Consider the following 23,822-nt stretch of genomic DNA (forward strand, 5'->3'; position numbering starts at 1 on the left):
CGCGGATCTGCGATCGGTGCGGGTGTGCTGTGAGCGGTTGCGAGTCAGGCGCCCCAGCCGGCCTGGGTGCCGCCGACGCGCTCCGCCTCGATCTTCTGCTGATAGCCGGATGCCGCGAATGCGGCCATCGGGTCGGCCGGCAGTCCCCGGGACTCACGCCACTCGGCGAGCGCCGGGCGCACATCGGTGTAGAACGCGTCCATGAAGACCCCGCTCGCAGCGAGCACGTCGTTCGCCGACTGTGCGGCGGCGAGCGCGCTCTGGTCGATGAGCAGGGCGCGCGCCGTCATCTCCTGCACGTTGAGCACGGAGCGGATCTGGCCGGGGATCTTCGCCTCGATGTTGTGGCACTGGTCGAGCATGAACGCGACATCGGGGTTGTTCAGGCCACCGCCGCGGATGACCTCGACCAGGATGCGGAACAGCTGGAACGGGTCGGCAGCGCCGACGATGAGGTCATCGTCCGCGTAGAAGCGCGAGTTGAAGTCGAACGAGCCGAGCTTGCCGAGGCGCAGCAGCTGCATCACGATGAACTCGATGTTCGTCCCGGGTGCGTGGTGACCCGTGTCGAGGCACACCATCGCCCGGTCGCCCAGGGTCGCGACCTGCGCGTATGAGGTTCCCCAGTCGGGAACGTCGGTGTGGTAGAACGACGGCTCGAAGAACTTGTACTCGAGCACGAGGCGCTGCTCACCGGTGAGGCGGTCGTAGACCTGACGCAGCGAGTCGTTGAGGCGATCCTGGCGGGCGCGCATGTCGGTCTGGCCGGGGTAGTTCGAGCCCTCGGCCAGCCAGATCTTGAGATCGCGCGAGCCCGTCGCATCCATGACGTCGATGCACTCGAGGTGGTGATCGATCGCCTTGCGGCGGATCCGGTCGTCCTCGTGGGTGAGGGCGCCGAACTTGTAGTCCTCATCCTGGAAGGTGTTCGAGTTGATCGTGCCCAGCGAGACGCCCAGGTCTTCGGCGTGACGGCGGAGCACGCCGTAGTCCTCGACCTTGTCCCACGGGATGTGCAGCGCGACGCTGGGCGCGAGCGCGGTCACCCGGTTGACCTCCGCGGCATCCGCGATCTTCTCGAACGGAGTGCGCGGGGTGCCTTCGGTGGTCCACACCCGGAATCTCGTGCCGGAGTTGCCGAATGCCCACGAGGGCAGCTCGATGGCCTGACCCGCCAGGGTCTGCTGAATGTCGGGGGAGAGGATGCTCACGATGCGTCGCTTTCGTCGTTGATGGATGCAGCCAATTGGTCTTCGAGGTGGAAGATCTCGGTGAGGGGGGTCGCGGCCTGGTCGGGCCGGCCGTCGAGGCCGACGAAGAAGCGTCCCATCTCCGCCTCCCAGCGCGCCGCGACGGCGGACCCGGCGAGGTAGGCCTGCGCGGCCGCGTCGTCGTCGGTCTCGTAATAGCCGATGAGCCGGCCGCCCGCGGCGAGGTAGAGCGAGTAGTTGCGACGCCCCGACGCGGCGATCTCAGCGAGCATCTCGGGCCACACCGGCGTATGACGCGCGATGTACTCGTCGAGCAGCTCAGGTGCAACCTGGAGCTGGAAGCAGATGCGGGTCGGCGTTGTCATGGTGCTCTTCGTTGAGGTGTCGGTGTCGATGAATCGATTCAATTCACTGTAGGCCACGACGCGCGCGACGTCAAGACGCGCGCGCCGGGGACCCGCGACGGATCACCCGACGGTGATCGCCGCGGCCGTCTCGCGATGGTGGATGCCGTGACCGAGGGTCTCTGCGGGCTGGCCCGGAAGCTCGAGCACGCCGGTGGCGCCGACCGGAACGAGGGCGTCCACGACGAGGCGGTCGTCCTCGACCCGCCACGAGATCGACGCCACGCCGTACGGCGTGCGATGCCGGGCGGATGCCGAAGTGAGGCCGCCGCCCGGCTGCGGCGCGAACCGCACGACGCGGTAGCCGGGCGCGCCCGGAGCGAGCCCGCCGACGACCCGGTGCAGCCAATCGGCGACCGCGCCGAGCGCGTAGTGGTTGAACGAGGTCATCGTGCCCGGGTTGACGGCACCATCGGGCAGGAGGCTGTCCCAGCGCTCCCACACGGTCGTCGCCCCCATGACGACCTGGTACAGCCATGACGGGCAGCCCTGCTCGAGCAGCAGGTCGTACGCCTTGTCGAGGTGGCCGGTGCGCGTGAGCGCATCGGAGACGAGCGGCGTTCCGACGAATCCTGTGGCGATCCGGTTCTCCGCCTCGCGCACGAGCTCGGCGAGCCGGTCTCCGGCCGCCTCTCGCCGTGCGGCATCCGGAATCAGGTCGAACGAGATCGCGAGCGCGTACGCCGTCTGCGCGTCGCTGGTCATCCGTCCGTCCGCCAGAACGTACTCCGCGGCGAATGCGGCATCGACCTCGTCGGCGAGCTGCAGGTACCGCGCCTCGTCGTCGGTGCGGCCGAGCACTGCCGCCATCTGGGCGACGGTCCGCGCCGACTTGGCGAAGTAGGCGGTGGCGACCAGATACCGGTCGGTGGCGGCGTCCGCGGGGTCCTGCGGCGGCGCGGCCGGGTCGAGCCAGTCGCCCAGCTGGAAGCCGGTGTTCCACAGACGGTCCGGTCCCGCGATCGAGGCGATCAGATCGACCCAGCGCCGAGCGCTGTCGAACTGCCCGTCCAGGATGCCGGCATCCGCGAACCGCTCGTACAGCGTCCACGGCGTCAGGGTCGCGACGTCCCCCCACGCGGCACCTGGGCGGATCGGCGTCCACATCTCGTGGGCGGGGATCACCGGCACGTACCAGGGGATCGTCCCGTCCGGCAGCTGCTCCGCGGCCACGTCCCGCAGCCACCCGGTCAGCATCCCGGAGGCATCGAACAGGAACGACGCGGTCGGCGCGAAGACCTGGATGTCTCCGGTCCAGCCGACGCGCTCGTCGCGCTGCGGGCAGTCGGTGGGGATGTCGACGAAGTTGCCGCGCATGCCCCACACGACGTTCTCGTGCAGCCGATTCACGAGCGGGTCGGAGGAGTCGAACCACCCGGTGCGCTCGAGATCGGTGTGGTACACCCGCGCGATGAGGTCGCCGGCCGCGACCGCCGCCTCGATGTCGCCGGGCCACCCGTCAACCTCGGCATACCGGAAGCCGTGGAACGTGAACCGCGGCTCCCACTCCTCGCCGCCTTCGCGGCCGGCGAGTGTGTAGTGATCGGTGGAGCGTGCCTCGCGCAGCGGTCGCGTGTACACGTCTCCGTCTTGCAGCACCTCGGCGGTGCGGATGCGGATCGTGGCGCCTTCCGGGCCGGTGACCCGGAATCGGATGCGGCCGACGAGGTTCTGGCCGAAATCGAGGATGCGGGCGCCGGTCGGCGAGGTGAGCACCTCGACCGGGCGGACCTCTTCGGTGCAGCGCACCGGTGGCGCGGTCGGTGCGACGAGGGTGCGCGGGTCGCGGTCGCGCACGGCGACGGCACCCCATTCGCCGTCGGCGAAGCCGGGCCGCGACCATCCGTCGTGCTCGAGCCGGGCGTCGTAGTCCTCGCCGTCGTAGATTCCGGTGCGGATGATCGGCGACGGCGCCGCCTTCCATCCGGCATCGGTTGCGATCGTCTCGCGGCGGCCGTCCGCGTAGGTCAGCTCGAGCTGAGCGAGGAAGGACAGGTCGTCGCCGAACAGGTTGCGGAAGCCGCCGCGCCAGCCGAGCCGCCCGCGGTACCAGCCGTCGCCGAGCCACGCCCCGATCGCATTCGCGCCGGGCTCGACGAGTCCGGTCACGTCGTACGTGTAGTAGCGCAGCCGCTGACCGTAGACGGTCCAGCCGGGCGAGAGCACGTCGTCGCCGACCCGCGTGCCGTTGAGCTCCGCCTCGTACAGGCCGTGGGCCGTCGCGTACAGGCGCGCCGAGACGAGTCCGTCGCCCACCTGGAAGTCGGTGCGGACCAGGGAGGGTCGGCGGTCGTCCGACTCCCGCTCCTCCGGCCATGCCGCGCCGACGGGTCGGGCGCTCCAGTCCTCCGGGTGCAGCAGGCCGGCCTCGACGATCGTCTCCGGGCTCCAGTCCGACCACGCGCCGTCGTCGCCGGCGAGCCGTACCCGCACCGTCGCGCGTTCGCGAGAGGCGAGCGGCGCGACCGGCCAGTCCACGAGCACCTGCTCGCCGGATGCCGCCACCGCGGTCTCGGTGGAGGCCGCGCGCCGGACCTCGAGCTTGTAGGCGCGCTGCGTCCAGCCGGACGTCGCCTGCTCGACGATCCATGACAGTCGGGGCGAGGGCTCTCCGATGCCGATGGCGACGCGGTGATGCTCGATTCGGGGAGCGGCGATCCGGACGGTCATCGCGTGGTTCCTCTCTCGCCCACGAGGGACAGATTGTTACGTTTCAAGTCGGAATCGATGGAGTCGGTCGGGCGGTGGCGGGTCATGGTGCGCCTCAGCACCAACTGTGGCGGGCGCTGAATCCCAGCCGCTGCCGGATCTTGTGGGTCGAGATCAGCGACTCGTGCTCGCCGAGATCGTCCGCGAGGGGCGTGTCCGGAAACCAGCGGTTCGCGACCTCGCGCGACGGCGCCGCGTTGCCCGAATCGGGTGCCGCCACGTTGTAGACCTCGAAGCCCGGGCGCGCGTGCTCGAGCGCGAGGGCCACCGCCTCCGCACCGTCGCGGGCGTCGATCCACGACCCGAGCAGGTCACGGCGGTAGTCGGGCTCGCTCGCGCGGTCGAACGTCGCGTACTCGTCCTCGGCGACCACGTTCGTGAACCGGAGGGCGGTGATCGAGGACCCTGGCGTCCAGCCTGCCAGCTGAGCGGCCATCGCCTCCTCGACGACCTTCCCGAGGCCGTACGTGTTGTACGCGGCGGTGTGGGTCTCATCCAGCGGCAGGAACGGCGGCGCGACGTCGAAGGGGAAGCCCATCGCGGTGATGCTGCTCGCGCTGACGATCGTGCGGATGCCCGCGCGATGCGCGGCGAAGAGCACGTGGAACGAAGCGGTCACGTTGTTCTCGAACGTGGTCACGTCGGGGACGAGTCCGTTGACCGGCACTGCGGCGAGGTGCACGATGGCGTCCAGTCCGCCGTGGCGAGCTGTCACGCCGAGGAATGCGTCGAGCGTCTGTCCGTAGTCGGCCAGATCGACGCGCGTGAACCCCACCCCGGCGGGGCCCTGCAGGTCGAAGCCCGTGACGGTGTGGCCGCCGGCGCGCAGGCGCTGCACCGTCGCCCGGCCGAGCTTGCCGTCGCTGCCGGTCACTCCGACGATCATGATCTCGCGTCGCCTTCCGGCATCGCGATGTCGCACAGCCGCATCAGCCCTTGACCGCTCCGGCCGCGAGGCCCTTCATGATCTGCTGGTTCAGGAACAGGTAGAGGATCAGGATTCCGCCGGACGTTATGCAGATCGCGGCGAACAGCGGTCCGTAGTTGATCGCACCGTACTCGCCGGAGAAGTTGAGCAGTCCCACCTGGATCGTGTTGAGCGACTTCTTCCCACCGAAGATGAGCGCGATGAGCAGGTCGTTCCAGATGAGGAAGAACTGCACGATCGCGACGGTCAGCACCGCGTTGCGCATCATCGGCAGACCGATCGAGAAGAACGCCCGGATCATCGAGGCGCCGTCGAGTGTCGAGGCCTCGAAGATCTCCCGCGGGATCGCGCGGAAGTACGTGGCCATCATGAACACCGTGAGCGGGAGACCGCCGGCCGTGTAGATCAGGATCATCGGGAGGTACGTGCCGGTGATGCCGATCTGGAAGAACGCGGTGAACAGCGGGAGCACGATCATCTGGCCGGGGATCATGATTCCGGCGAGGAAGAGCAGCAGGATCCCGGCACGACCCTTGAAGACGAGGATCTCGAGCGCGAAGCCGGCCGCGGTGCCCAGGATCACGATCAGGGCCAGCGACGGCACGGTCACGATGATCGAGTTCGAGATCGTCGTGGCGAGGTTGCCGGTCTCCCACGCGAGCGGGTAGTTGGACCACTGCCAGACCTCGGGGAACGCGTAGGACGGATTGTTCAGGAAGTCGCTGTTGGACTTGAGCGAGTTGATGAACATCCAGAACAGCGGGTACGCCGTTACAGTGATCAGGAAGGCGATCGTGAGCCACGCCGGAATCCGCTTGAGGAACCGGACGAATGCCGCGCCCGGCCCGCCCGAGTGCGGGACGACGGCGCGCGGGGAGTGGACAGCTGTGGTCTCGAGTGTCGTGGTCATGTCGTTCCCCCCTTTCAGACGCTCAGGTCGCGACGCGACGATCGGAAGATGACGAGTGTGACGACCAAGCACATGACGGTCAGCAGGAGTGCGATCGTCGACCCGTATCCGTAGTCACTGAATTGGAACGCTGTGCGGTACATGTACAGCGTGAGCGGCGTGGTCGAGTTGCCGGGGCCGCCGCCGGTGAGGGCGAAGACCGAGTCGAACACCTTGATCGTCCCGTTGATGCTGAAGATGAACGACGCGAACAGGATCGGCAGTGACATCGGCAGCACGATGTGGCGGAGGAGCTTGAAGGACTTCGCACCGTCGATCCGCGCGGACTCGATGATCTCGTCGGGGATGTCGAGCAGTCCCGAGAAGACGAGCACGCCGTAGAACCCGACGGACCGCCACACGTCCATGATCACGATCACCACGAACGCGGTCGTGCCGGCCCCGAGCCAGTCCACCGACGAGAGGCCGACGTTGACGAGGAGCTCGTTGACGAGGCCGTCGACAGGCGCCGACTGGAAGAGCTTCTGGTACAGCAGGGCGATCGCCACTGTCGGAAGGACGACCGGGAAGAACACGAGCGTCCGCACGAGCACCGACGACTTGCGCAGGACGAAGTTGTAGAGGAGCGCGAGGCCGTAGCCGAGCACGACCTGGAAGAGGGTGACCAGGAGCGCGTACTTGATCGTGAACCAGAAGGCGTCCCACACGTAGGGGTCCGAGAACAGACGAGTGAAGTTCTCCAGGCCGACGAACTCGAACCCCTCGAGCGCGCTGCCGCTGAAGAAGGTCAATCCGAACGACCACGCGACCGGCACGAGGATGATGAGGGTGTAGACCACCAGCGCGGGTGTCAGCAGGAGGGTGATCGCCTTGCGGTCGCCGAGGACGGACTTCATGAGGGCGCCCTTTCGAGAGCGTGAGCGGTGGGGTCTCTGGACAGAAGGATGACGCCCCGGTGCACCCGTGTCCAGGTGCACCGGGGCGTCTGCGGATCAGCCTTCGTCGAGCGCGTCCTGGACGGCGGTCATGAACTCCTCGGGAGTCATCTGACCGGTCACCAGCAGCGCCGCGTTCGTCGATGAGATGCTGCTCGCCTTGGCGTTGAACAGCGCCTCGAACCACAGCACGCTGTCGGTCGACGTGTCGATCGTGTCCTTGATCGTCTGCGAGATCGCGGGCAGCGCGATGCTCGTGTCATCCGCGACGAACCCGGTGATCTGGCCCTGCTTGAGCGCCTCGTTGCCGTAGTTCTCGGTGATGCACTTCAGCCAGTCGCCGACACCCGGGCTGTAGGTCTTCGCGCCGAAGGTGGCGGGCAGACCGACGTTGGACGGGTACTCCTCGATCGAGCCCGCACCGCCGTCGACGGCGGGGAAGGGCATGAAGCCGACGTTGTCGGCGCCGATCTGGTTCGCGTCGCTGTTGATGTTGCCGAGCAGCCAGCTGCCCATGTAGATCATCGCGGCCTTGCCGGTGAGGAACTCGTTGCTGGCGGCGTCGTAGTCCAGGGATGCGACGTTGTCACCGAAGTAGCCCTGAGCACCGAGGTCGGCGATCGCCTGAGCGGCTGCGACGTAGTCGGGGTCGGTGAGCTTCGCGTCACCGTCGGCGACCTTCTGCAGCGCGTCGGCGCCGAGGGTGCGGAACAGGTAGCCGCTGACGAGGCGCGTCAGGGGCCAGCCCTGCTCGCCGGATGCGGCGAACGGGGTGAGGCCGGCGGCCTTCGCCTCGGCCGCCACGGTCAGCAGGTCGTCCCACGTCTCGGGAACGGCCCAGCCGTTCTCCTCGAAGATCGCCTTGTTGTAGAAGATGCCCTCGATGTTGTACTGGAAGGGCAGGAAGTTGAACGCGCCGCCGTACAGCTTCTCGATCGTCGAGACCGCGCCGTCGGAGACCTTGTCGCGCACGTCGAGGTCGGTGAGCGCCTTGTCGAAGTCGAGCAGGTACCCGGCATCCCAGAGCTTCGCGCCCTCCGCCGGGTTGCCGCCGGCCGAGAACATGGGGGGCAGGCCGTCCTGCGTGGCCAGCAGCTGCACCTGGGCGTCGAGGTCGGCCTGGGGGATCGAGTTGATCTCGAGCGGCATGGCCTCCTCCTGGTCGGAGCAGACGCCGTCTGCGAGCGCCTGGAGAATCGGCTCGGTCGTGGTGTTCTCGGCGTTCTTGAGGAACTCGAGCGTCGCCGGGTCTTCGGCCGAGCCGCCGCCGTCACTGCCGCCGCCGGAGCAGCCGGCGAGGATGAGCACACCGGCGCCGGCAAGGGCGAGGGTGCTGAGGAGCGGCTTCCGAAGACGCCGCGATGTTGCTGTGGACACGTTTCCTCCTTGAAATGTGGCGTCTGCGTTGAGACGTTTCAATTGGGATGTTAGGTCAGACGCTCTGCGGCTGTCAAGTGATTTGAAACGTCACAATTCGGTAACGCACGAGCGCGCGCTCGGATGTCAGAACTCCGTGACCATGGGTCGGCCGTCCAGGTGGGCGATCATGTTCAGCACGAGGAAGTTCCAGTTCTGGAAGCCCTTGGTCATGATCGGCTCCCCGCTGTCCGGGTGGTAGTACTCGTGGAGACAGCCGTTGGCGTCCATGTCCTGCCCGAACAGCCGCACGGTCTTCTCGGCGAGCTCCCTCGCGTCGTCGGCGAAACCGTACTTGAGCAGCCCCCGGAAGACGAGGTAGTTGCTGATCCCCCAGATCGGCCCGAGCCAGTTCGACGGGTTGTTCGATGCCCGCAGGTCGTACATCTTCTCGAGGCGGGACAGCGTGCGCACGCCGTAGGTCGCGTTGAAGGTTCGCGGATCCAGGTACCGCTGCCGCATCCGCTCGGCCTGCTCCTGAGAGGCGAAGCCCGCCCACAGCGGCAGGAAGCTCGACCAGTTGTCGATGCGCAGCAGCAGCGACGACCAGCGGCGCGGCGCCCCGCTGTGCAGCCAGTCGTCCTCGTCGATCGGGCGCAGATTCAGATCGACGCTGTAGAACGTGCCGTCCCGCTCGTCCCAGCAGTACGTGTTCACGGCATCGGCGAGGTTCTGCGTGCGGCCGCGCCAGCGGTTCGCCTCCACCTGGCGGCCCGACTCCTCGAGCAGGTAGCCGTAGGCGAGCAGCTCGCGGTAGAGCAGGCAGTTGAGGTAGATCGAGGCGGTGCTCTTCTCGGGCCGGTAGTAGACCGACGGGTCGTTGTCGACCCCCACGGCGAAGTCGGTCTGCCAGTACGCCAGGCCGGTCTCGTCGTGCACATGGCTCTCGAGGTAGCGGCTGAGGAACAGGCCGAGCGTGTCGATGTGGGCGGCGAGCCACTCCACATCGCCGCGGCGCTGCGCGATCATCGCTGCGTGCTGCGCGAGCACCGGCTTGTGCATGTTCTCGGAGAAGTCGCCCGTCCTGCCGGCATCGCGATGCGTCAGCGGTCCGTCCGGCTTCAGCTGGATCGGCATGACCCCGTCGGCGTCGGTGTGATCGAGGAAGTTCAGGATGCAGCCCTCTTCGTACGCGAAGAACCTGCCTCTGCGGTCCGTGTCCGCTTCGACCTGACCGAGCACCGCGCTGATGAACCACGAGTCCCAGTCCCACAGCGCGGACGAGTAGTAGGGCGAGTCCGGCGTGCTCGGCACCGTGTACGGATGGGTCAGGATTCCAGCCGGCTCGCGCATCATCTGCTCGCAGGACTGGCGGATGTCATCTTCGAGCAGGCGCTTCCAGCGCTCCAGCATCTTTGCTCCTCTGGTGGGACGGGACGGCGATCACAGTCTGGCATTGAAACGTTCCGATGCGCCACCGTGCGGCATCCGGTCCTGTTGTACAGTCATGTTCAATGCGCATCGCTGCGCGGGAAGGCATGGGGATGGCCAGGGTCGGGATTCGCGAGGTCGCCGCGCACGCCGGCGTCGCGGTCGGCACGGTCTCGCACTACCTGAACCATCCCGACAAGGTCTCCTCCGAGAAGGCCGACCGCATCCGCGTCTCGATCGAGACCCTCGGCTTCATCCCCAGCAACGCGGGTCGGCAGCTGCGGATGGGAATCAGCACGGTGATCGGCTACATCGCCCCCGACGTGAGCAACCCGTACTTCGCCGAGATCGCCGAGAGCGTGGAGCGGCGCGCCTCCGACTTCGGGGTGAGCGTGTTCCTGGCCAACTCGCACCGCAGCAGGGAACGCGAGGATGCCTACCTCCGGGTCTTCGAGCAGCACCAGGTGCGCGGGCTCATCGTCTCGTCCCACCTTCCGATCGAAGACCGTCTGGCGGCGGTGCGCAGTCGCGGCACGCCCTCCGTGCTGGTCGGGCAGGCGGCCCGCTCGCACGAGCAGGCCTCCGTCTCGCTGGATGATGTCGACGGCGGCCGCCAGGCGATGGATCATCTGCTGAGCGTCGGATGCCGCCGCATCGCCTTCGTCGGAGGTCCGCTGGGCATTCCGCAGGTGGCCGACCGTCTGGCCGGTGCCAGTGAAGCGGTCAGCGCCGCCGGCGGCGCAGTCACCCTCGAGGTGATCAACGAGCCGGACCGCACGATCCGCGGCGGTCGAGAGGTGGCCGCGGCGCTGCTGGCCCGTCCCGCAGATCAGCGACCGGACGGTGTGTTCGCCGTGAACGACCTGCTCGCGCTCGGGATGCTGCAGACCCTGGTGGCAGGCGGGGTGCGGGTCCCCGAGGAGCTCGCGCTGGTCGGGTACGACGACAACGAGTTCGCGGAGGCGTCGATCATCCCGCTCAGCACGGTCCGCGGTCGCCACGAGGGGTTCGGAGTCGCGGTGGTCGACCTGCTGTTCGACGTCATCGAGGACAAGTCCTCAACCGCGCGCCACCGGGTCTTCAAACCCGAGCTCGTCGCACGGTCCAGCACGCTCGGGTTCGTCGCCCGATGACGGCGAACATCCGCGATGTCGCCGAGCGCGCAGGCGTGTCGGTCGGCACCGTCTCGAACGTGCTGAACCATCGCGAGAAGGTGTCGCCGGATGCGGTCCGGAGGGTGCGAGAGGCGATCGAGGAACTGGGCTATGTGCGCAACGACGCCGCTCGTCAGCTTCGCGTCGGCCGCAGCTCGACGGTGGGGCTCGTGGTGCTCGATGTCAGGAACCCGTTCTTCACCGATCTCGCGCGCGGCGCCGAGAGCGAGGCGGCCAGGCACGGTCTGTCGGTCATCCTGGGCAACAGCGACGAGGATGTCGAGCGCGAGGCCGGGTACCTCGACCTGTTCGAAGAGCAGCGCGTGCGCGGCATCCTGATCTCCCCGTACCGCGAGGTCGGCCCCCAACTGCGACGCCTCCGCGAGCGCGGCACGCCGGCGGTGCTGGTGGACCGTCGCAGCGAGGACGAGCTCTTCAGCTCGGTGAGCCTCGACGACGAGATGGGCGGCAGGCTGGCGGCGGAGCACCTGATCCAGACCGGCCGGCGGTGGATCCTGTTCACCGGGGGCCCCTTCGACATCCGTCAGATCGTCGACCGTGAGGCGGGCGCGCGCCGCGCCGTCGAGGCGGCGGCGGGTGTCACGTGGGAGACCGTGCCGACCCCGGCCGCGAGCGTCGCCGACGGACGAGCGACCGGAGAGCTGATCGCCGCACGAGCACCAGAGGACCGGCCGGATGCGATCTTCGCGGCGAACGACCTCGTCGCGATGGGCGTGCTGCAGGGGCTCGCCGGTCACGGCATCCGCGTGCCGGAGGAGATCGCGATCATCGGCTTCGACGACATCGACTTCGCATCCGCGGCGGTCGTGCCGCTGTCCTCGATTCGTCAGCCGAGCCAACTGATGGGCGAGACGGCGCTGCGGATCCTGCTGTCGGAGATCGACGACCCGGACGGCGATGCTCAGCAGGTGGTCTTCGAGCCTGAGCTCGTGGTTCGCGCCTCCACCGCGCCGGCCGTGTAGCACGTCCACTCGGACCGGTGTCGTCTGCGAGATCGCCTCGCGCATGGAAAAGGGCGCGCACGGCCTCGACCGTGCGCGCCCTGAGACGGAATTACGCCGTGATGCGCGCCTTGTCGTAGTCAGCCGAGCCGAATCCGAGGATGAGGTAGCCGATGAACGAGAAGAGCCACAGCAGGAAGATCGAGAATCCGGCGCCCTTGCCGAATCCCTTGCCCACGCGCAGCGAGACGAAGATGTGGAAGATGACGTTGACGATCGGGATGAGGTAGAGCAGGCCCATCCAGGCGGAGTAACCGCCGATCTTGACGAGCACGAAGAGGTTGACGATCGGGATGATGGCCAGCCACCCGGGGTAGCCGGCCTTCGAGAAGACCCGCCACAGGGCGATGACGGTGATGATGTAGACGATGAGCCCGATGACGCTGTACGTCGTCGAGAGCGACGAGACGCTTGCCTGGTCGGTGATGGAAGTGAGTGCGATCATGCGCTCAGCATAGGGGTGGGGTGCGTGGTTGAGTTGACATGATGACGCGGCGCGCGGCGGTTGCAGATCCTTCCGATTGCCGCCACGGCGGCGCGTGCAGGCGGGCGGCCGCTCGCATGCGCGATTCGAGGAGGTGGAACGGCACATGGGCAGCACGGTCCTGTACATGTCGATGTCGGTCGACGGCTTCATCGCGGGCCCGAACGAGACCGATGAGAACGGCCTCGGCGACGGTGGTGACCGGCTCCACGAGTGGGTGTTCCCGCCGGAGGGGGGCGTGAACAACCGGGTCATCGACGAGTTCATGTCCACCGGAGCCGTCGTCGCCGGTCGCGGCACGTTCGAGCCCGCCGACGGATGGCACGGCGACCATCACGACGGCGTGCCGATCTGGGTGCTCAGCCGTCGGCCCGCCCCCGAGTGGGCGGGCAGCATGCACTCGGTCACCTACACGAACGACATCCACGCGGCGTTCCGGGACGCCCGCAGCGCCGCCGGCGAGAAGGACGTGCTCGTGCACGGCGCGAGCACGGCGCAGCGCGCGATCTCGGCGGGGCTGCTCGACGAGCTCGAGATCCACCTCATCCCCGTTCTGCTCGGCGAGGGACGCCGACTGTTCGAGCACCTCGGCGCGGAGCAGCGCCAGCTCGAACGCCTGCGGGTCCTGCCGGGCGAGGGCGGTGTGACCCACCTCCGCTACCGGATCCGCTGAGTGGCGCGTCAGCGAACCGCCTCGAAGAGGAGCATCGCGGCATCCGGCTCGTCCGCGGTCACTCCGCGGATCTGTGGGAACCTGCCCAGGAGCCGGAACCCCAGCGCTTCATGCATCCGGATCGACGCGACGTTGGTCTCGTCTGTGAAGTAGCAGACCCGGCCGGCTCGCGCCCAGATCCAGTCCAGTCTCGCGATCGTCAGGCTGCTCCCGACGCCGCGTCGGCGGAAGCCCGGTGCCACGACGAGCCCGCCCAGATAGTGACCCGCGGGGGCCTCGCCATCGGGCTCGCCGTGGAAGTGGGTCTTCGCGGCGCCGACGACGACACCTCCCGTGACCGCCACGAGGGCCACGCGATCCTCGTTCGGACTGAGCATCCGCTCGGTCCAGCGCGCCCGGGCGCTCGCGTCGCACACGACGGCCACATCGGCCAGGTCGTCCACGCGGGCCTGGCGGATCTCCATGCCGGGAAGGGTAGCAATCGGCACCACGACATCGCCCGGGGTGGGCCGAACCATCGCTGCACACCCGGCCGTTTTCGCCAAGGTGGGCCGGTTTTCGCGGATCAGCTCGTGAATTTCTTGTTACGGCTTCTCCTTGCACCCGCCCGATCCCTAGGCTGATGCTCGCGATCGCGCAGTTCGCCGTTGCCGCCCATCGATCAGGAGGGATCTCACGTGCTCTGGTTCACCGGTCTCCCGTTGGCGGTCTCGCTGCCCCTGTTCGTCGGTGGCTTCGTGCTCGCGTCGTGCCTCATCGTGGTGGGCCTGCGGCCGGTCGTCCGCAGGATCGTCGATGACACGGAGCAGTGGGACAGGGTGCTCGGCCATGTCATCGGGACCTTCGGTGTGTTCTTCGGAATCCTGCTCGCACTGGTGGCCGTGTCGGTGTACGAGAACTATGCGGACACCCGGGAGGCGGCGCTTCACGAGGCGGGGCAGATCACCGCGCTCTACCGCGGCACCACCGGCCTGCCCGAGGAGGTCGCGGAACCGGTGCAGGAGACGATCAAGGAGTACCTGCGGGTCGTGATCGAGGAGGACTGGCCGGATCAGCGACGGGGGGATCTCCCCGACGGCAGCCTCCTGCTCGTGAACCAGCTCGAAGAGGAGATCCACGATTACGAGCCCGAAGGGTTGCAGCAGCTCGCCGAGTTCCAGCAGCTCCTGGCCACCTTCGACGACTTCGTCGAGACCCGTCGCGTCCGCATCGACGCGACAACGCTCGAGCTGCCCCTGCTGTTCTGGGTCGCGATCTGGGTCGGGGCAGCGGTGAATGCAGTGCTGATCGGGCTCATCATCGTGAAGAGCCGTCGATTGCATCTGGTCATGGCCGGCATGCTCGCGCTGTTCATCGGACTCGTGATGTTCGCCACCGCAGACATGGACCTGCCCTATCAGGGATCGATCTTCATCGGTCCAGGCGCGTTCGAGCGCGTCACGGATCAGATCGACCTGATGGACGGCGGCCCGTGAATCGCCGCCGGCGGCGATTCTGCGGGTGTTAGCCTCGCACTGAATCGGGCGGCGTCGTCCGGTCCGATCACGTTCGCGTGAGGTGCGCCATGACTCGTTGGACGGCGAACAGCCTGGTGAGGGCCGGTGTCTCGTCCGCGCCCGGCCGGTTCGCGTTGCGCGTCGCCCGAGATCTCGCCAGCATCTCGCTGATCGACCGCGGCATGACGATCGCGGCGCACGTGTTCACCTCGATTCTGCCGATCCTCATCGTCGCGGGCGCGCTGCGTTCGCGACTCGATCCTCAGACCGGACCGATCTTCGCCGAGCACCTCGGACTGGATGTTCCCACTGCCGACATCCTCGAGAAGTCACTGCCGGGGGGAGCGCAGGAACTGAGGGCTACGGGAGTGATCGGCCTGATCCTCCTCGTCATCGCGGCGACGTCCTTCGCGCGTGCCCTGGAGCGCAGCCTTCGCACGATCTGGCGCACGCCGTCGGTGAGCATCAAGTTCGCGTGGCGCTGGCTCGTGGCCCTCGCGGCGGTCGTCGCCGGTCTCGGACTCGTCGTGTCGGCTCGCATTCTCGTGGTCGGCGGGGGCCTGGTTGCGGTGGTGGAGTTCATCATCGAGGTCGTGCTCTGGAGCGGGCTGTGGTGGCTGACGTCGTGGATCGTCGTCAACCGCCGCGTCAGTCTGCAGCAGCTGCTTCCCGGCTGCGTGCTCGCCGGAATCGGGTTCTCGGTGGCGGGCCTGGTCGGCAAGTCCTTCCTTCCTCCCCTGCTCGCCGACTCGGCGACCCGGTTCGGCGTTCTCGGCATGGCGTTCACCTACATCGGCTGGCTGCTCGTACTCGCCTGCATCCTGCTCATCGCGACGACGATCGGTCGAGTCGTCTACCTCACCTACACCGGGCAGGCATGGCGTCGTCACCCCGCGGATGTCCGGGCCTGAGCTCGGTCGACCCGGCCTGCGGCGATGTCAACGGGCATCGCGCACGGTGAGCAGGCTCCGGCCATGGGTCGAGCCGGGCCCGATCGGGCGCAGCTCGCGGAACCCGAGCTTCGCGAGCACCCGACGCGAGGAGACATTCCAGTCCCAGACCTGCGCCCACAGTCGTGGGCATCCCGCGTCGGTCGCCCATTCCACGATCGCGCGTGCCGTCTGCGCTGCCCGGATGCTGATAGTCGCGCGCGAAGGACCATTGACGCGGACGACGGCCACTGCTCTGATGAGCGCATGGAGGCGATCGCAGACGTCGACTATCTGGTCGTCGGGGCGGGCGCGATGGGCATGGCGTTCGTCGACGCGCTCACGGCGGCGGCGGACGTGTCCGTGGCCATCGTCGACCGGCGCTACGGCGCGGGCGGCCACTGGCTCGACGCCTATGGATTCGTGCGCCTTCACCAGGCCTCCGCCTTCTACGGGGTCGCCTCGACGCTGCTCGGCGGTGGACGGATCCAGACCGACGGACCCGAGCGCGGGCTCCACGAGCGGGCTCCCGCGGCCGAGGTGTGCGACTACTACGCCCGCGTCCTCGCGCGGCTCACCTCGACAGGTCGGGTCGTGTTCCACGGCCGGTGCGAGTATCTCGGCGATCGACGATTCGTGTCGACACTGAGCGGCATCCGGTTCCACGCGCCGCGGGCGCGCGTGGTCGACGCGCGATACCTGTCGCCCGACATCCCCGCCCTCACGCCCCCGCCGTTCGTGATCGAGGACGCGGCCAGAGTCCTGCCGGTCAACGAGCTCGTCCGCATCACCAACGCCCCGGAGCGGTATGTCATCGTCGGCGCGGGCAAGACGGCGATCGACACGTGCGTGTGGCTGCTGCAGAACGGCGTCTCGCCGAACGCGATCACCTGGGTGCGACCGCGCGACGCGTGGCTGCTCAACCGCGCGGTGGTGCAGCCCGACCCCGCGATCTTCCTCGGGATGGCAGCCGACACGATGGTCGCGGCCGCCGGAGCGACCAGCCCCGACGACGCCTTCCTCCGGATGGAGGATGCCGGCATCATGCTGCGGATCGATCGAGCGGTGACGCCGACCATGGCGAAGACCCCCACGCTCGCGACGTGGGAGCTCGAGCTCGTCCGCACGATCGACGACGTCATCCGCCGGGGACACCTGCTCGCCGTGGCGGGCAGCCGGCTCGTCTTCGCGGACGGCGACGTGCGCATCCCCGCAGACGCGCTCGTCGTGCACTGCGCGGCCGAGGGCCTCAAGTATCCCGGCCTGCGGCCGATCTGGACCCCCGAGGCGATCACTCCGCAACCCGTCCGCGTCGGGTTCCCGTGCTTCGGTGCAGCCCTCGCGGGCCACGTCGAAGCCGTACGCGATGACGATGCCGAGAAGAACCGGGTCTGCCGGCCGTCGCCGTATGCGAACACCCCGGCCGATTGGGCGAGCATGCAGACGATCGGCGGGGATGCGTCCATCGCGATGTCGAAGGAGACCGACCTGCGCGACTGGTCGAACAGCACGACGCTCAATCCGGCCCGCATCCCGCTCGATCGCGTCGACGATCCCGCGGTACTGACAGCGACGGCGCGCCTGAGGGAGTCGATCGGCGCCGGGCGTGCCCGCCTCGCCGAGTTCGCCGGCCGCACGTGATGCGAGAATGACCGGGTGGCTGTCGAGGGCGTGGGTGTGACCTCGGTCGCGGTCGCCGCCGCCCGGGCGCTGGAGGCGAGCCGGCCCGATTCGCTGGTGACCGACCCGTGGGCTGCGGCGCTCGTCGAGCGATCGGGAGTGCAGACGCCCTTCCCGACCGAGTGGCCGTCCGAGCCTGCCTCGCTCCCAGCCTGGGACCGGTCGATGCTGCTTGGGGCGTCGTACATCGGGCTGCGCACGAGGTTCATCGACGACCGGCTGCTCGCCGATCCGCTGCCGCAGGTCGTCACTCTCGGCAGCGGGCTGGACACACGCGCGTGGCGGCTGGACTGGCCGGAGGGGACCACGGTCTTCGAACTCGACTCGGCCGAGGTCATCGCTCTGGTCGACTCGGTGCTCGCCTCCTGCGACGCCCGGCTCGGCTGCCGGCGTGTCGCCGTCGCAGCGGACGTGACGGCTCCGTGGGCCGCGACGATCGTCGCCCAGGGCTTCATCCCGTCCCAGCCGACGCACTGGGTGCTCGAAGGGCTTCTGCCGTATCTGAGCGCACACGATCAGGCGTCGGTGCTCGATGACGTCATCCACCTCTCCGCACCGGGTTCCGCCGCCGTGATCGAGCGTGCGCCGGCCCTCGAGGACACGCCCGAGACCCGCGAGCGACTCCGGGAGCTCGCACTCGCGACCGGGATGCCGATGGACGAGGTCCTCGCGCTCACGAGCCCGCCCGATCCCGCCGCAATGCTCAGCGCGGCGGGTTGGGTCGTTTCGGACCTGACCGTCGCCGACCTGGAGCGTCGATATCGGCGACCGCTCAGCGCCGGTTCGCCGGCAGATTCGAAGGGCCGAGGCGGGTTCGTGATCGCGCAACGGCCGCCGAGAGACTGAGGGCGCCACCGATGATCCCGGAATCAGGGCGGCTCTGATCGCTCCCCAGCGTCAGGGGCCCCAGAACGGTCCGGAGAGTCCGACACTGCGGAAGTAGTCGGCCGCGAGCACGGGTTCCCGGCGCTCGTAGGGAGTGTCCAGACGGCCCTCGTACCAGTGCGCGGCGAGGTTCCAGAGCGTCGTCAGGGACATCACATACCCGCGATCGTTCCCGGTGCGGGCGAGCCAGTCCTCGACGCACGCCTCGGAGCAGAAGATCTGCTGGTTCTGGCACGCGTGAGCCGCGTCGGGCCAGATCTTGCTCGTCGGGACGAGGAAGTGGGCGACCTGATCGCCGTCGGGAGGGCCTTCGTTCGTGACGGTCCACGCGTGCGGCGTGCCGCATGCCGGACAGGTCGTCGCCACCAGGACCGAGGGTGCATCGGGCACGAGGTTCGGGATGGCGAAGGCATCCCACGCGCACCCGCCCCACCAGAGCGTCCGCGGTCCCATGACCGAGAACCGGAAGGACCGCGTGGCGAACGGGTGCGCCAGAACCACCTCCGCGCCGTCGAGGACGAGGTGGTGCGCCTGGGCGAGCTCCGCCATCGCGGCGAGCACATCAGACTCGGACATGTCCAGGAGTTCTGCGAGTTCAGCGGCGGAGAGGGATGATCCGGTTTCGGCGAGATGCCGGTACAGGCTCACCCTGACCAGCTCGGCCGCGCTCGAGACTGCCATGAGCGTCCTCCTTCGGCATGCGTCGTCCGCGTCCACGGTACCGTCGAGCCGCCGCCCGGACCACGGCGCTACGCTCTGCGCATGAGTCACGTACGCCTGCGAGCCTGGCTCGGCACGATCGGCTTCCTGCTTCTCGCGCCCGGAGTCGTGGCCGGGCTGATCCCCTGGTTGATCACGCGCTGGCTGATCCCGTGGACCGGCGAAGCGGTGTGGCCGGTCGTGATCGTCGCGTCCGTGATGATCCTGAGCGGGATCGTCGTGCTGCTGAACGCGTTCATCCGCTTCGCCCGCGCCGACGGCACCCCCGCACCTCCGGCGCCCACGGCCCACCTCGTGGTCGTCGGCCCGTACCGATACGTGCGGAATCCGATGTATCTCGCGGTGCTCGCGATCATCCTCGGGCAGGCGCTGCTGTTCGCGAGCTGGGCGACGGTCTTCTACGCCGCGCTCGTCTTCGGCGCCGTGCTGCTGTTCGTGCGCACCTACGAGGAGCCGACGCTCGAACTCGAGTACGGCGACGAGTACCGCGAGTACCGGCGGAACGTGCGCGGATGGATCCCCAGAGTGCGTCCCTGGACGGCCCCCGACTGAGCGTCGCGCCCCGACGAGGTCGGCGACCGCTGATCGCGGGATCCGCCGTCAGCAGAAGCGGTGGCGCGATGCGGCCGCGCGTCCCACGATGGTGACATGTCGGGGAACGAGCTGCGGGGCTTCTCCGGCGAGGTCGCGGAGTTCTATTCGCGGTTCCGGCGGGGCTATCCGCCCGCCGTCTTCGACGCCCTGACGGAGGCGTTCGGACTGGATGCCTCTGATGTCGTCGTCGACCTCGGATGCGGCACCGGTCAGCTCACTCTGCCTCTGGCAGCGCGAGTGCGCACGGCGATCGGGGTCGATCCCGAACCCGACATGCTGGAGCTCGCGGCCGAGGCCGCGCATCTGCAGGGCGTGGGCAACGTGTCGTGGATGCAGGGGTTCGACAGCGACCTGGCCGCGATCGCGGCGCAGATCGAGGACGGACCCATCGCCGCGGTCACCGCTGCGACCGCCATTCACTGGATGGACCATGGGGCGCTGTTCGCAACGGCGCGTCGTATCGTGAGGGACGGCGGAGGCGTGGCCGTGGTGACCAACGGCGCCCCGCTGTGGCTGCAGGACTCCGACTGGTCGCGCACACTCCGGTCGGTGCTCGAGGAGTGGACCGGCCGCCCGCTTGTCTCGTCCTGCGGCACCGACGCGGACGCGCGGAGCGGATACCGGCGTGCGATGGAGACCGCCGGCCATACCACCCGCGACATCGTCGTCGAATACGACGCAATGCTGGAGATGGAAGCCCTCGTCGGCAGCCTGTTCTCCGCGATGTCGAATGTCGACGTCGCTGATCCGGTTCGACGTCGCTCCTTCGAGAGCCGGGTGCGGGCCGCGCTCGCACCGCGCACGAACGTCGAAGAGCACGTGTGCGTCAGCGTCCTGACCGGCACCGTACGGCGCTGACGACGGCTCAGGCTTCCGGACTCCGCTGCGCCGCGATGTGCTTCGCGCCCTGCTCGACGACGATGCGGACGAGCTGCGTGCCAGGCACGAAGATGTTCACCGCCTCGACGCCCACATCGAGGAGGAACTTCGGCTCGAGGATCTTGCCCAGGTACTGCTCGAAGGTGGCGCCGTCGGGCCGGGTGTTCCCGGTCAGTCCGTCGAACTCGATCACGGCCTCCTTGCCGCCGTGACGATAGCGAAACGCGTACACCGGCCGATAGACCAGGTCGACGAGATCGACCGTTACCCGTTCCTCGAGCACGCGGTCTGCGTCGATCCTCCCGATCGCGCTCGCCATCACCTCGCGGACGAGCATCGACGCCTTCGCGTCCGGCGGAACCACGACGGTGCCGGATTCGGTCTCCGCGGCCAGGGTGGCGGCATCCGCAAGCGAACTCGCGAAGCTGTCGTACACGTTCAGTGCGGGGGTCTCGGCGCGGGTCAGGCCGTCGAACAGAACATCCCGCGCAGTCTCATCGAGGCAGGTCTCCAGGCCCGACAGCACGATGCGACCCTGGTCGACGGGCAGGGTCTGCTCGCCGATCTGCACGCTGCGCACGCTCGGGGCGACCGGCACGGCGTAATTGCGGGTGCGCTCGTATTCGGCGACCGTCGTGACATGCAGACGCCAGAACGGCTGCAGTCGGCGTTCGCGATAGATGCACTCGTAATCCTCGGACGTGGCGCGATTGAGCAGGCCTCCGAGCTTCGCGCCGGTGCCGAACGCATCAGCTCGCCGTGACCACGCGCGCCCCTCGGCGTGATCGAGACTGAAGCGGTCGGCGAGCACGAGGATGCGCTCCTCAGCGATCACGACCTCCATCGCAGCATCCCCTCTCGACGTCGTGGTCAGCATACGACCGGTCGGCCCGCGACGGCAGGGCTGCTCCGATCGTCAGCGCCGCGCGAAGGAGAAAGGCTCCAGCGGGACGACCACCGGTGCGGATCCGCCATCGATCACGAGCGTCACCTCGCGCGGGCGGATGTCGAGATTCGCGACCAGGACCGCATCGCCGCCCTGGCGTCGTGAGCCGACGGCCCACAGCAGGCCGTCCGGGCTGTCGCCCCAGAGCAGCTCCGCCCCAGGCCCCCCGAGCGCTGCGAGCGCCTCGATCGCCTCCGCGACGTCGAACGGCTCACCCGCCGAGGAGCGGATGCCGCGTTCGCCCCACTGTTCGAAGTAGGCGATGCTCGCCACCCCCGGCACCGCGAGAGCTGCCGCGCTTGCGATCGTCCACGCCGCGAGCTCGGGCGCGGACTGGCGCGGGTCCGCAGCGCCGGTGTACTCCGCGCCGTAGCCGCCCGACAGATCTGTTCCGGTGGGCAGCGGCTGGGGAGTGGTCGCGACGTCGTTGTAGCGCGGACGCAGGGTGACCGGCCCGATGTGCACCGGCATCCCGCCCGCCAGCTCGACCGCCTGCAGCGCGATGGTGCGCTGCACCGCGACCGATTCGACCAGCTGCTCGGTGCCGAGCGAGTGGAACAGAGGAGTGGTGCTGAAGGCGATGCCGTCGAGCTCGCGCGGGACGATCGCCCATTCACGATTGAGCTCGGTGAAGTGGGCACGAGAACCGCCGATGACCGAAGTCGTGACGCCCGCGCGATCCAGCGCCTGGCGCAGGGCACTCAGCACCGCTGCATCGGTGACGTGCAGGTCGGCTTCGAAGACGCCGATGCGCTTGACTCCCGGTGTGCTGGCGAGCGCGCGCACCGCCTCGGCCAGTGCGTCGTAGGGAGCATCGGCCGATGCGACCACGCGCACATCCAGTGGAGAGCCGGAGCCGGCCGCGCGCGACAGGGCGGCGCGCCAGTTCGGTGTCCGCAGATCGACCTCGACGAGCACGGCGCCGGCCGTGGTCGCGCCGGTCGGGTCCGGGCCCGGTGCGGTCGCGGCGCCGATGGCGAGTTCGAACACCGGGCCGGCCGCGTGCAGGTGGATCAGGTCCGAGTCGGCGGACGAAGCGGATGCCGCGACCTCGCGCACGTCGATCCGTACGCTCTGACGCACGCGTTCGGCGGCGGCGACGTCGTAGGGGAACGGCAGTCCGAGCGGCCGGCTGTAGGTCTTGTACGACGCATCCGACCAGTTGCGCTGATCCTCCATCTCGAACACGTCGCCGTCGAAGCCGACTGCGACTTCGGATCCCTCGTCGAGCCACGCCAGGCCCGCGATGTCCAAGACCGGCTGATGCGGACTGATCGCGCGTGGGAACGACGACTCCTCGACCGAACCGTCGGAGTGCGTGACGCGCAGCGCCGTGCCCGCGAGGCGGGGCGGATGCAGCACGACGAGACCAGTCCGGTTCGTCGAGAACGGGCCCTCGGCCTCGAGATCGGTGAGGACGACCAGGCGCGCCGCACCCCGCGCCTCCACTCGCACGATCCCGCTGAAACTCGACCCGAGGCCGTCCGATCGGACGTGGAGCGTCAGCGTGGCGCCCGAATCCTTCACGCGGTCGAGGACGAGGCGGGCCGTGTCCCAGTTGCGATCGCGCACGACGGCGCGCACCGAGCGCAGCACGACACGGCCCTCGAACGCGATGTCGGCGAACTCGTCATCGCGCAGCTGGAGCGACCAGGGGCCGCTCCGCCACGTGCGGGACTCGGTGGACCACGCCATGATCAGCCGAAGCGGTTCACAGGGTCGTCATCCCGCCGTCGACCGCGAACAGCGAGCCGGTGGCGAATCCGGCGTCGTCGCTCGCGAGGAACACCATGATGCCCTCGACGTCCGCTGGGGATCCCGCTCGCCCGAGCGGGATGCGGCCGATGATCGCCGCGCGCGAGTCGGGATCCGATGAGATCGCCGTGACCAGCGACGTCTCGGTGTAGCCCGGGACGACGGTGTTCACACGGATGCCGCGATCGGCATATGCCGACGCGACGGTGCGTGCGAGACCGTGGATGCCGGCCTTCGAGGCGCTGTACGCCGTGAAGTCCCTGCCCTCGCCGTTCAGACCTGTGGGGCTTCCGGTCAGGATGATCGACCCGCCGCCCGTGGCGAGCATGCTGCGCACAGCGTGCTTCACCGTGAGGAAGGTGCCGGTGAGGTTGATGTCGATCGTGCGCTTCCAGACCTCCAGATCGAGGTCGGCGGCGGCGGCATCGTGCCCGAACAGCTGCACACCGGCGTTGGCCACGACGACGTCCGGAGCCCAGCCCTCAGCGCTCAGCAGGCCGAACGCCGCCTCCACCGAGGCCTCATCGGAGATGTCCATGATGGCCGCGCGGGCGTTCCCGCCGATCGCGGCCACCGCGTCAGAAGCCGCAGCGGCATCGCGGTCGGCGATCACGACCCGCGCGCCCTCGCGGGCGAACCGCTCGGCGACGGCTCGGCCGATCCCGGTGCCGGCGCCGGTGATGAGCGCCGTCTTTCCTTCGAGCCTGCTCATGCGGGATCC

The 23,822-nt window shown here is 68.6% G+C and carries 24 protein-coding genes; 9 read left to right on the forward strand and 15 right to left on the reverse strand.

All coding sequences use genetic code 11. The features are described 5' to 3' along the window. Nucleotides 1-44: 44 nt before the first annotated feature. The 8 genes from rhaI to BM349_RS13660 all read right to left on the reverse strand — a co-directional run bounded on the left by rhaI (nucleotide 45) and on the right by BM349_RS13660 (nucleotide 9,866). A complete protein-coding gene (gene rhaI, locus BM349_RS13625; RefSeq protein WP_091707471.1) occupies nucleotides 45-1,211 on the reverse strand; it encodes an L-rhamnose isomerase in 1,167 nt (388 codons plus the stop codon). Then, nucleotides 1,208-1,576 carry an L-rhamnose mutarotase gene (locus tag BM349_RS13630; protein WP_091709297.1) on the reverse strand — a complete coding sequence of 123 codons (369 nt, stop codon included), beginning with the start codon at nucleotides 1,574-1,576 and terminating at the stop codon, nucleotides 1,208-1,210. Before BM349_RS13630 ends, rhaI begins: the two co-directional genes overlap by 4 nt. Nucleotides 1,577-1,678: 102 nt before the next feature. After that, entirely contained in the window at nucleotides 1,679-4,285 is a 2,607-nt protein-coding gene (locus BM349_RS13635) for an alpha-L-rhamnosidase (protein ID WP_091707472.1), read from the reverse strand. 94 nt (nucleotides 4,286-4,379) lie between these two features. Then, a complete protein-coding gene (locus BM349_RS13640; RefSeq protein WP_254773908.1) occupies nucleotides 4,380-5,198 on the reverse strand; it encodes an NAD-dependent epimerase/dehydratase family protein in 819 nt (272 codons plus the stop codon). 55 nt (nucleotides 5,199-5,253) lie between these two features. Further along, a complete protein-coding gene (locus BM349_RS13645) occupies nucleotides 5,254-6,162 on the reverse strand; it encodes a carbohydrate ABC transporter permease (protein WP_091707473.1) in 909 nt (302 codons plus the stop codon). A 14-nt stretch (nucleotides 6,163-6,176) separates the two neighbouring features. Next, nucleotides 6,177-7,058 carry a carbohydrate ABC transporter permease gene (locus tag BM349_RS13650; protein ID WP_091707474.1) on the reverse strand — a complete coding sequence of 294 codons (882 nt, stop codon included), beginning with the start codon at nucleotides 7,056-7,058 and terminating at the stop codon, nucleotides 6,177-6,179. A 96-nt stretch (nucleotides 7,059-7,154) separates the two neighbouring features. Further along, on the reverse strand, nucleotides 7,155-8,474 hold the full coding sequence (locus BM349_RS13655; RefSeq protein ID WP_091707475.1) for an ABC transporter substrate-binding protein: 1,320 nt from the start codon (nucleotides 8,472-8,474) through the stop codon (nucleotides 7,155-7,157). A 126-nt stretch (nucleotides 8,475-8,600) separates the two neighbouring features. Then, complete coding sequence (locus tag BM349_RS13660) at nucleotides 8,601-9,866, reverse strand: MGH1-like glycoside hydrolase domain-containing protein (RefSeq protein ID WP_091707476.1); 1,266 nt, start codon at nucleotides 9,864-9,866, stop codon at nucleotides 8,601-8,603. A 101-nt stretch (nucleotides 9,867-9,967) separates the two neighbouring features. Between BM349_RS13660 and BM349_RS13665 the strand changes: the two genes are divergently transcribed. Both BM349_RS13665 and BM349_RS13670 read left to right on the forward strand, forming a co-directional pair. After that, nucleotides 9,968-11,017 (forward strand): LacI family DNA-binding transcriptional regulator, encoded by a 1,050-nt coding sequence (locus tag BM349_RS13665; protein WP_175525305.1) that lies wholly within the window; start codon nucleotides 9,968-9,970, stop codon nucleotides 11,015-11,017. Then, entirely contained in the window at nucleotides 11,014-12,021 is a 1,008-nt protein-coding gene (locus BM349_RS13670) for a LacI family DNA-binding transcriptional regulator (RefSeq protein WP_091707478.1), read from the forward strand. Before BM349_RS13665 ends, BM349_RS13670 begins: the two co-directional genes overlap by 4 nt. Before the next feature lie 91 nt (nucleotides 12,022-12,112). Here BM349_RS13670 and BM349_RS13675 read toward each other — a convergent pair whose 3' ends face one another. Beyond that, complete coding sequence (locus tag BM349_RS13675) at nucleotides 12,113-12,505, reverse strand: DUF5684 domain-containing protein (RefSeq protein WP_175525306.1); 393 nt, start codon at nucleotides 12,503-12,505, stop codon at nucleotides 12,113-12,115. 145 nt (nucleotides 12,506-12,650) lie between these two features. On the opposite strand from BM349_RS13675, the gene BM349_RS13680 reads away from it, so the two are divergent. Next, nucleotides 12,651-13,217: a dihydrofolate reductase family protein gene (locus BM349_RS13680; protein WP_091709304.1), complete on the forward strand. Its 567-nt coding sequence runs from the start codon at nucleotides 12,651-12,653 to the stop codon at nucleotides 13,215-13,217. A gap of 8 nt (nucleotides 13,218-13,225) precedes the next feature. Here the strand turns inward: BM349_RS13680 and BM349_RS13685 are convergent, their stop codons facing one another. After that, nucleotides 13,226-13,681: a GNAT family N-acetyltransferase gene (locus tag BM349_RS13685; RefSeq protein WP_091707479.1), complete on the reverse strand. Its 456-nt coding sequence runs from the start codon at nucleotides 13,679-13,681 to the stop codon at nucleotides 13,226-13,228. A 213-nt stretch (nucleotides 13,682-13,894) separates the two neighbouring features. Between BM349_RS13685 and BM349_RS13690 the strand changes: the two genes are divergently transcribed. Together BM349_RS13690 and BM349_RS13695 are read left to right on the forward strand one after the other, a co-directional pair. Next, nucleotides 13,895-14,692: a bestrophin-like domain gene (locus BM349_RS13690; protein WP_175525307.1), complete on the forward strand. Its 798-nt coding sequence runs from the start codon at nucleotides 13,895-13,897 to the stop codon at nucleotides 14,690-14,692. 89 nt (nucleotides 14,693-14,781) lie between these two features. Beyond that, nucleotides 14,782-15,624, forward strand: coding sequence for a YhjD/YihY/BrkB family envelope integrity protein (locus BM349_RS13695; RefSeq protein ID WP_091707481.1), 843 nt, complete (start codon nucleotides 14,782-14,784; stop codon nucleotides 15,622-15,624). Nucleotides 15,625-15,651: 27 nt separating this feature from the next. Here BM349_RS13695 and BM349_RS13700 read toward each other — a convergent pair whose 3' ends face one another. Continuing rightward, nucleotides 15,652-15,894, reverse strand: a complete 243-nt coding sequence (locus BM349_RS13700; protein ID WP_091707482.1) for a GNAT family N-acetyltransferase — start codon at nucleotides 15,892-15,894, stop codon at nucleotides 15,652-15,654. Between the two features lie 15 nt (nucleotides 15,895-15,909). Between BM349_RS13700 and BM349_RS13705 the strand changes: the two genes are divergently transcribed. Beyond that, nucleotides 15,910-17,283 carry a pyridine nucleotide-disulfide oxidoreductase gene (locus tag BM349_RS13705; protein WP_091707483.1) on the forward strand — a complete coding sequence of 458 codons (1,374 nt, stop codon included), beginning with the start codon at nucleotides 15,910-15,912 and terminating at the stop codon, nucleotides 17,281-17,283. A gap of 15 nt (nucleotides 17,284-17,298) precedes the next feature. Continuing rightward, nucleotides 17,299-18,168: an SAM-dependent methyltransferase gene (locus BM349_RS13710; RefSeq protein ID WP_091707484.1), complete on the forward strand. Its 870-nt coding sequence runs from the start codon at nucleotides 17,299-17,301 to the stop codon at nucleotides 18,166-18,168. Nucleotides 18,169-18,219: 51 nt separating this feature from the next. On the opposite strand, the gene merB is transcribed toward BM349_RS13710, so the two are convergent. After that, nucleotides 18,220-18,888 carry an organomercurial lyase gene (merB, locus tag BM349_RS13715; protein WP_091707485.1) on the reverse strand — a complete coding sequence of 223 codons (669 nt, stop codon included), beginning with the start codon at nucleotides 18,886-18,888 and terminating at the stop codon, nucleotides 18,220-18,222. Between the two features lie 81 nt (nucleotides 18,889-18,969). Between merB and BM349_RS13720 the strand changes: the two genes are divergently transcribed. Beyond that, on the forward strand, nucleotides 18,970-19,479 hold the full coding sequence (locus BM349_RS13720) for a methyltransferase family protein (protein WP_091707486.1): 510 nt from the start codon (nucleotides 18,970-18,972) through the stop codon (nucleotides 19,477-19,479). Between the two features lie 96 nt (nucleotides 19,480-19,575). Further along, complete coding sequence (locus BM349_RS13725; protein WP_091707487.1) at nucleotides 19,576-20,379, forward strand: class I SAM-dependent methyltransferase; 804 nt, start codon at nucleotides 19,576-19,578, stop codon at nucleotides 20,377-20,379. A 7-nt stretch (nucleotides 20,380-20,386) separates the two neighbouring features. Here the strand turns inward: BM349_RS13725 and BM349_RS13730 are convergent, their stop codons facing one another. The 3 genes from BM349_RS13730 to BM349_RS13740 form a co-directional block, all read right to left on the reverse strand. Next, nucleotides 20,387-21,244: a hypothetical protein gene (locus tag BM349_RS13730; RefSeq protein WP_091707488.1), complete on the reverse strand. Its 858-nt coding sequence runs from the start codon at nucleotides 21,242-21,244 to the stop codon at nucleotides 20,387-20,389. Between the two features lie 72 nt (nucleotides 21,245-21,316). Continuing rightward, nucleotides 21,317-23,041 (reverse strand): D-apionate lactonase family protein, encoded by a 1,725-nt coding sequence (locus BM349_RS13735; protein WP_091707489.1) that lies wholly within the window; start codon nucleotides 23,039-23,041, stop codon nucleotides 21,317-21,319. A 16-nt stretch (nucleotides 23,042-23,057) separates the two neighbouring features. Further along, nucleotides 23,058-23,813 carry an SDR family NAD(P)-dependent oxidoreductase gene (locus tag BM349_RS13740; RefSeq protein WP_091707490.1) on the reverse strand — a complete coding sequence of 252 codons (756 nt, stop codon included), beginning with the start codon at nucleotides 23,811-23,813 and terminating at the stop codon, nucleotides 23,058-23,060. Nucleotides 23,814-23,822 lie beyond the last annotated feature (9 nt).

Origin of the sequence: Microbacterium sp. cf046, from assembly GCF_900114345.1 — a bacterium.
Lineage (GTDB): Bacteria > Actinomycetota > Actinomycetes > Actinomycetales > Microbacteriaceae > Microbacterium.

Bases quoted from the DNA above. Each gene is read 5' to 3' on its own strand.
- BM349_RS13685 (WP_091707479.1), bottom strand. From the start codon at position 13,681: ATGGAGATCCGCCAGGCCCGCGTGGACGACCTGGCCGATGTGGCCGTC.
- BM349_RS13740 (WP_091707490.1), bottom strand. From the start codon at position 23,813: ATGAGCAGGCTCGAAGGAAAGACGGCGCTCATCACCGGCGCCGGCACC.
- BM349_RS13725 (WP_091707487.1), top strand. From the start codon at position 19,576: ATGTCGGGGAACGAGCTGCGGGGCTTCTCCGGCGAGGTCGCGGAGTTC.
- BM349_RS13705 (WP_091707483.1), top strand. From the start codon at position 15,910: ATGGAGGCGATCGCAGACGTCGACTATCTGGTCGTCGGGGCGGGCGCG.
- BM349_RS13730 (WP_091707488.1), bottom strand. From the start codon at position 21,244: ATGGAGGTCGTGATCGCTGAGGAGCGCATCCTCGTGCTCGCCGACCGC.
- BM349_RS13675 (WP_175525306.1), bottom strand. From the start codon at position 12,505: ATGATCGCACTCACTTCCATCACCGACCAGGCAAGCGTCTCGTCGCTC.
- BM349_RS13735 (WP_091707489.1), bottom strand. From the start codon at position 23,041: ATGGCGTGGTCCACCGAGTCCCGCACGTGGCGGAGCGGCCCCTGGTCG.
- BM349_RS13695 (WP_091707481.1), top strand. From the start codon at position 14,782: ATGACTCGTTGGACGGCGAACAGCCTGGTGAGGGCCGGTGTCTCGTCC.
- merB (WP_091707485.1), bottom strand. From the start codon at position 18,888: ATGGCAGTCTCGAGCGCGGCCGAGCTGGTCAGGGTGAGCCTGTACCGG.
- BM349_RS13660 (WP_091707476.1), bottom strand. From the start codon at position 9,866: ATGCTGGAGCGCTGGAAGCGCCTGCTCGAAGATGACATCCGCCAGTCC.
- BM349_RS13645 (WP_091707473.1), bottom strand. From the start codon at position 6,162: ATGACCACGACACTCGAGACCACAGCTGTCCACTCCCCGCGCGCCGTC.
- BM349_RS13635 (WP_091707472.1), bottom strand. From the start codon at position 4,285: ATGACCGTCCGGATCGCCGCTCCCCGAATCGAGCATCACCGCGTCGCC.
- BM349_RS13650 (WP_091707474.1), bottom strand. From the start codon at position 7,058: ATGAAGTCCGTCCTCGGCGACCGCAAGGCGATCACCCTCCTGCTGACA.
- BM349_RS13630 (WP_091709297.1), bottom strand. From the start codon at position 1,576: ATGACAACGCCGACCCGCATCTGCTTCCAGCTCCAGGTTGCACCTGAG.
- BM349_RS13680 (WP_091709304.1), top strand. From the start codon at position 12,651: ATGGGCAGCACGGTCCTGTACATGTCGATGTCGGTCGACGGCTTCATC.
- BM349_RS13720 (WP_091707486.1), top strand. From the start codon at position 18,970: ATGAGTCACGTACGCCTGCGAGCCTGGCTCGGCACGATCGGCTTCCTG.
- BM349_RS13665 (WP_175525305.1), top strand. From the start codon at position 9,968: ATGCGCATCGCTGCGCGGGAAGGCATGGGGATGGCCAGGGTCGGGATT.
- BM349_RS13670 (WP_091707478.1), top strand. From the start codon at position 11,014: ATGACGGCGAACATCCGCGATGTCGCCGAGCGCGCAGGCGTGTCGGTC.